This is a genomic window from Kamptonema animale CS-326 (assembly GCF_028330895.1).
GTDB classification, from domain to species: domain Bacteria; phylum Cyanobacteriota; class Cyanobacteriia; order Cyanobacteriales; family Microcoleaceae; genus Kamptonema; species Kamptonema formosum.
This window is the reverse complement of the sequence record NZ_JAQMUA010000298.1, coordinates 1-6,459: the sequence shown is the minus strand read 5'-3', so window position 1 is coordinate 6,459 and position 6,459 is coordinate 1. Positions and strand designations below refer to the sequence as shown.

The 6,459-nt window shown below is 41.3% G+C and carries 4 protein-coding genes; 1 reads left to right on the top strand and 3 read right to left on the bottom strand.

Annotated features, from left to right (window positions below; genetic code table 11):
- Positions 1-169 precede the first annotated feature (169 nt).
- Entirely contained in the window at positions 170-1,567 is a 1,398-nt protein-coding gene (gene mgtE / locus PN499_RS17585) for a magnesium transporter (RefSeq protein ID WP_272033392.1), read from the bottom strand.
- Positions 1,568-1,816: 249 nt separating this feature from the next.
- Positions 1,817-2,674, bottom strand: coding sequence for an amino acid ABC transporter substrate-binding protein (locus PN499_RS17580; protein ID WP_272033391.1), 858 nt, complete (start codon positions 2,672-2,674; stop codon positions 1,817-1,819).
- Positions 2,675-3,194: 520 nt separating this feature from the next.
- On the opposite strand from PN499_RS17580, the gene PN499_RS17575 reads away from it, so the two are divergent.
- Positions 3,195-4,475, top strand: coding sequence for a transposase (locus PN499_RS17575; protein ID WP_272033390.1), 1,281 nt, complete (start codon positions 3,195-3,197; stop codon positions 4,473-4,475).
- A gap of 47 nt (positions 4,476-4,522) precedes the next feature.
- Here the strand turns inward: PN499_RS17575 and PN499_RS17570 are convergent, their stop codons facing one another.
- Positions 4,523-6,259 (bottom strand): ABC transporter permease, encoded by a 1,737-nt coding sequence (locus PN499_RS17570; RefSeq protein ID WP_272033389.1) that lies wholly within the window; start codon positions 6,257-6,259, stop codon positions 4,523-4,525.
- Between the last annotated feature and the right edge of the window lie 200 nt (positions 6,260-6,459).

Sequence of the window (6,459 nt, the reverse complement as noted above, 5' to 3'; positions counted from 1 at the left end):
CCGATTAATTAAAAGTTAAAAATTAAAAATTAAAAATTAAATCTCACAATTTTTAATTTTGCATTTTTTTTAATTTTGCATTTTTAATTTTTAATTGATTAAGTTGCTCCCCCTCTCCCCCTCTTTCCCTAGTCCCTAGTCCTGAGCATCGTAGCCCCTTCTTCATTACTTATATTTGTAAGATGAGTCTGGCTGTGCCAAAATAAATCAGAACGCCAAGGACATCTACGGCGGTGGTGATAAAGGGGGCGGACATTAAGGCGGGGTCTAATCCCAAGGAACGAAAGAGGAAAGGGAGGGCGGAACCGGCAACGGAGGCTAAAATTGCGATCGCTAATAAACTTGTACCCACCGCTACTGCTACTGGTAAATTCCCCTGGAGAACATAGGCCCAGACCGTTGCTACTAAGCCCAATATCGAGCCTAGCAGTGCCCCTGCCATACCTTCCCGCAGAATTACTTGCATGGGGCCCATTGCCCGAATTTCGTCGGTATTTAAGCCGCGAATCACAACAGTTGAGGACTGGGCTCCGACGTTACCCCCTGTACCTGTGAGTAGGGGAATAAATGCAGCGAGCACTACTACTTGCTGCAAAATGTCTTCTTGCGATCGGATAATCGTGCCTGTGACGGTATTTGTTAGGAGTAAAACAAATAACCAAACAACTCGCTTGCGGGCAACGGTGAATAAATCTGTCTGAAAATAATTGTCGCCGCCGGATTGGAGGCCGCCTAAAGCATAAATATCTTCGGTGGTTTCCTCCTCCAAGATATCAATTACGTCGTCAACGGTGATGATGCCGACGAGACGCTGTTCGCTGTCTACTACTGGGACTGCAAGAAAGTCGTAACGCTGGATGAGTCTGGCGACTTCTTCTTGATCCGTGTCGGTTTGGACTGACACTAAATCGCGGGTCATAATTTCGCCAATAGTTTTATCAAGGGGTGATGTGACTAAATCCCCCAAAGTTAAAATTCCCGTCAGACGACGGGCAGCGTCGGTGACGTAGAGATAATAGATGGTTTCAGTAGTGGGGGCTAATGTGCGTATGCGTTCTAGGGTTTCGGTAATGGTGAGGCTTTCTTTAAGGGAGATGTATTTTGGGGTCATGATCCGCCCTGCGGTGTTGGCTTCGTAACCTAAAAGCAGGGCGGTTGCTTGGCGTTCCGCTGGGCTCAGTTGGGCCAAGAGGCGACGGACGACTGTTGCGGGCAGTTCATCAAATAGCCGCGCTCGGTCATCGGGGGACATTTTATCTACGATGTCGAGGACTTCTTGGCGTTTGAATTCTTCGCAGAGTGCCTGCTGTACGCTGGAGTCGAGGTGTTCGTAGACTTCGATCGCTTCGTCTTTGGAGAGTAAGCGGAAGGCTATTACTTGCATGGTTTCTGGTAAGCCTTCGATCGCTTCGGCTATGTCAGGAGGCTGGACGGGCACTAGAATGGCTTTAGCTCCTTTGAGGTCGCTTTGTTCTAGTAATGCCTGTAGCTGCGATCGCACTAATTCCCGCAGTTCGTTGCGAGAATAGGTCGGTATGGTAGAGGATGAGGAATTTTTCTCTGTCACTGCCGACCCTCCTGAACCTGTTTGAAATGTTCCTCCATCCAGTCTAAAGGGTAATGGATGGGAGATTTTAGATTTTTTTTAGGATTTGCTATTTTTGATAGGTGCTAGCAGCGCGTTCGATCTTGTAAGTGAGAGGGCGATCGCGCTATAGATGAGACTCTTCCCTATCGCTTCTCCTGAAAGCGGCAGCATTCTTGGTAAAGGTTAATGGTTAAATGTTAACACTTAACCGTTAACATTTAACTGCGATCAGATACACTTATCTTGATCTGAAACACTGATCGTTATCAGAGGAGAATTGGCTCCAAACGAGCGTTCTAGAAGAGTTTGAGATGAGTTGTTCCGAATGAAATTGTTAACAGTTTCTTTCCATTCCGAATCATTAGCTGGAACGATCATCCCGTAAGCAATACAAGTCAAAGGCTTTTCTGGAATTAGAGCATATTGGTTGGGATTTAAACCCTGTCTTAATGCTTCTCCTACCAACAGTATACCATCGCTAGCCAAGGCATCTATCTTACCTTCTACGGCATCTTTTACTGCTGTTTGTCTTCCTGATTGTCCTTGATAAACTTTCTGGTTAGCTAATTGATAGCGTCCAGCTATAAATTGCTGGGTGAGGGAATCTCCCAACACGCCAATGGTAAGATCTTGGAGGAAGCCAGAAGGGTTGACTCTGAGCCTGTTTTCGGGTTTTACCATTAAATAGGTGCCACTGTACAAAAATGGTAGAGAAAAAGCAATCCCCGTCGGCGAATTTTTGTTAATAGTATTGGGGCCACATTCAAGGTGGGCGCGTTTGCTGGTAATGCTGCGATAGCGACCTTGAGGCGAAGATTCATCGAGAACTGTTTCCAGTTTTTCTAATCGAACGGAGCGATTTAATTGCTTTTCAAGGCTAGCTCTAAATATTTCCATGCCTTCCACACAAAGGCCTTTCCAATTGTCGCCTTCTGTATAGCCAAAAGGAGCAGCATCTTTCCTAATTCCTACTTTGAGAACGCCGTTTTGCCGAATGTCTTGCAATGCTGACTGTGCTAGGCTAATTGTCGGGAAAAACAGGGTAAAGATCAGACTGATTCCTGCAATTGTTAGTTTTTTGCTCATTAGTTTTGTCCAAATAACTATTTTAGTGTAGACCAACGATCGCTATTTATAGTTAGTGACTGTTGCTGTAATCGCCCCTGTATTTGTGACTGTTTGGTTAAATTATCTGCCTATTTTTAAGTATAAGGGAAAGAAGATAAATTGTCAAGAAGTGGGAGAAAAAGGATAGAGTATATTAATATAAGCGGTTTAATCGGTCTAATTAAAGCTTACTCCCCAGTCTACTGCATACATCTGTAATCTGTTGTATAACTAAAAGCTGCTGTATGCTTAAACCAGCAGTGAAGAGAAACAATCGTAATATCTTGAAAGATTCCCAAATATTCACTATTAGAAAATATTACAAAAACAATACTCCGGACAGTTTTTAAAGAGGGATGCGATGCCTTCGGCAAGCAACGCTTACGCAATACAGCAGAGAAGTGAAAACAGTGAGTGCAATCTGAACCCAAAATAAACAGAAAAAAAGGCACTCTTTTCGGTTAAGCTATAAAAACACACAAGCTCAACAGATTGCCTGATGAATATTATGGAATCCATCTTACAACAAATGCCAGGGATTAGTCAACCCCAAAAGAAGTTTTTAATCACTTTATTCTCAACTATTTTGCTAGCCTATGGCAAGATCAACTTCACGAATCTCAGTCGTTATAGTTATTTGAGCGAAAAAACCTACCGTCGTCACTTTCTCAAAAGCTTTAATTTTCCACAATTTAATCAATATTTTCTCAAAGATGCCTTAAATCCTGAACACACAATCATTGCTGTTATTGATTGTTCTTTTTTAAGAAAAAGTGGCAAAAAAACTGAGGGTAAAGCTTATTTTTATAATGGTGTAGCTGGCAAATCGGAACAGGGGTTGGAAATTTCTTTGATTTCTATTGTCGAAATTGAGACTCGTTTATCTTATAGCTTAAGCGTACAACAAACTCCGTCACGTCCTCAAATAAAGCCGGTGAAAAAACTGCCACAAAATCCGAAGAAGTGCTGGTCTAAGAAATCTCGCAAAAAACAGGAGCCTCAAAGCTCAACCCCTGACATCACAAGAGTTGATGACTATGCACAACATCTAAAGAATACTCGTTATTTCTTCCCCACTTCTGTACGTTATTTGGTGGCTGATGGCTATTACTACCGCTTGAAATTCTGGGATGCTGTGCGGGAGTTAAATTTAGACTTTATTGGCAAGTTAAGAGTTGATGCTAACCTACGCTATCTTTATACAGGTGAACAAAAGAAACTGGGAGCACCTCGCAAATATGAGGGTAAATTTGACTCTAATGATTTGAGCCGTCTTAAATTTGTGAAAAATCTCAAACCGGGAGTTTCATTATATACATTGGTTGTCTGGAGTTGTTGTTTAAATTGTCAAATTAGTTTGGCTTGTATTTCTGAGGTTCAAGCCAACGGAAAAATCAAAAATACTTTATTATTTAGCACTGATATTCACCTACCATCAGAGCAAATTGTTGAATATTATCAGGCTCGTTTCCAGATTGAATTTATATTTCGTGATGCTAAGCAATTTACAGGATTGTCTGATTGTCAAGCTCGTCATTTACCACGGCTTGATTTTCATTTTAATGCCAGTCTAATTGCCTTAAACTTAGCCAAATATGAACTTTCTAGTTGTCATTCATCTGCCAAATCTTTTGTATTTTCTCTGGCCTCTTATAAACGCCTGGAATTCAATAAGCATCTACTTTCTACCTTTATTGATAAGTTAGATTTAGACCGGGATTTGATTTTAAATCACCCTAACTTTCCTTCAGTCTTGTCTTATGGTACTTTAGCTGCTTAAAAACTGTCCGGAGTATTGCAAAAATACAGATTAATTAAATTTAAGGATTAAACCAGCAATTGATATTTTTCCTGGGCCAAACGGTAAAGAGGTCGCCAAAGTAAACGATTAGTTAAAACCACCAAGAGCGACATCACAGAAGTAGCAGCCAAAAGCAGAGGAAAGTTACCATTTGCCGTCGCCTGAGAAATCGTTTCTCCCAAACCAGGAGTAGTAATTATTTGCCCTTTAAACTGCACGTACTCGCTGACAATACTCGCATTCCAAGCACCCCCAACAGCAGTAACAATTCCTGTCATCAAATAGGGAAAAATCCCTGGCAAAATCAAACTCTGCCAACGCTGTACCAGGGAAAGTTTATAAACTTGTGCTGCTTCAAATAACTCTGAGGGAATCGCTTGCGCTCCCGCAATGACATTAAATAGCAAATACCACATTGTTCCTAACATCATCAGCGCCACCGAACCAATCTGTAAACCACCGCCAGTTTGGATTAAACCTAGCAATAATATGGGAAATAAAGCCGTTGCGGGAACAGAAGCTGCAATCTGTACTAAGGGTTGCAAAATTTGAGCTAATCGAGGGTTTCTACCAATTGCTACCCCGACGGGAACTGTCCACAACAGCGATAAAAATAGCGCACATATCACTCGTATTGCTGTGAATATAGCACCGCTAATTACTTTTTGCCAGTCTGATAAACTCAGAAACCGTAGTAACAAAACAGCTTCCCAAGTTCCCCACAAAATAATTATGGTAAATCCGCTGATAAATACCCAATTTATCCATTTTGAAATTCGGAAATTTCCTGTAGGAGTAGCGGCTAATTTAGCAGGAGCAAAAGCTCTGACTAAACTCCTGTCAAAACTGTCCCGAATTGGCGATATTCTCGAATTTAATAAGCGTAATGTTGGCGAACGTCGCAAAAAATCCAATAGCTTTGACTGGGGGGTGCTAGAGGCTTCCATCATCTGAAACTTAAATTTTTCTACCCAAGCAATTAAAGGCTGCCAGACTAAAAAATCAATAGCTATAATTACCCCAATTAGCATTGCTAAACCAGAGGTAATCGCGCCAAAATTACCTTGATTTGCCGCAGTCGCCAAGTACGAACCTAATCCTGGCAATTGAAAGCTTTTCTCCCCTAAAGTAAAAGATTCAATAGCAATCAAAAAAAACCAGCCGCCAGCTACAGACATGACGCTATTCCACACCAATCCGATCGCGCCTGCGGGCAATTCTAATGTCCAAAATTGTTGCCAAGCATTGAGACGATAGACTTTAGATGCTTCCTTAAGTTCTCGCGGTATACCACAGAGTGATTGATAAAAACTAAAGGTCATATTCCACGTCATCCCCGTAAATATTAGCAGAATTGAGGCTATTTCTACGCCGATTCGCTGTCCGGGAAATAAAGTAATTAGTGCTAAAACAACACCGGGTAAAAAAGATAGCACGGGAATCGATTGCAATATATCTAATAGGGGAATTAAAATTTTTGCCGCCATCTCTGAGCGGTAAGCAGTATAAGCGTAAACTAAAGTAAATAGGAGAGATAAAAAATAAGCGGTTCCCATGCGAAAAAGAGTCTGGGCCGTATATCCAGGCAAAACGCTGAGTGTTGTTTCAATTTTGAAACTAGGATTGTAGTCACCGCTAAATTTAGCGGCTGTTTGAATAATTGCTAGAATTAAAGAAAAAGTTGCTAGAATTAACAAGCCATCTTGCCAAGTCCAAGCAGACCTTTCTAAGGTTTTATTTGCAGGAGTTAGAGGTCTAGTCATAGAAGTAAGGAAGAAGGAAGAGGGAAGAAGGAAGAAGGAAGAAGGAAAAAAAGGATGAATTTAGGACTGAAAAATAAATAACTTGATGGATTGTCGGATATAATCAAAAACAGCGCCCTGATTGCTATTTTCTCTAAAATCGATAGAAAGTCGCAAGGAATTTTTCTATTATACCACTTTATCTGACCTTTAAACCTATG

Coding starts and splice junctions, on each gene's coding strand:
- PN499_RS17570 (WP_272033389.1), bottom strand. CDS start 6,259: ATGACTAGACCTCTAACTCCTGCAAATAAAACCTTAGAAAGGTCTGCT.
- PN499_RS17580 (WP_272033391.1), bottom strand. CDS start 2,674: ATGAGCAAAAAACTAACAATTGCAGGAATCAGTCTGATCTTTACCCTG.
- PN499_RS17575 (WP_272033390.1), top strand. CDS start 3,195: ATGAATATTATGGAATCCATCTTACAACAAATGCCAGGGATTAGTCAA.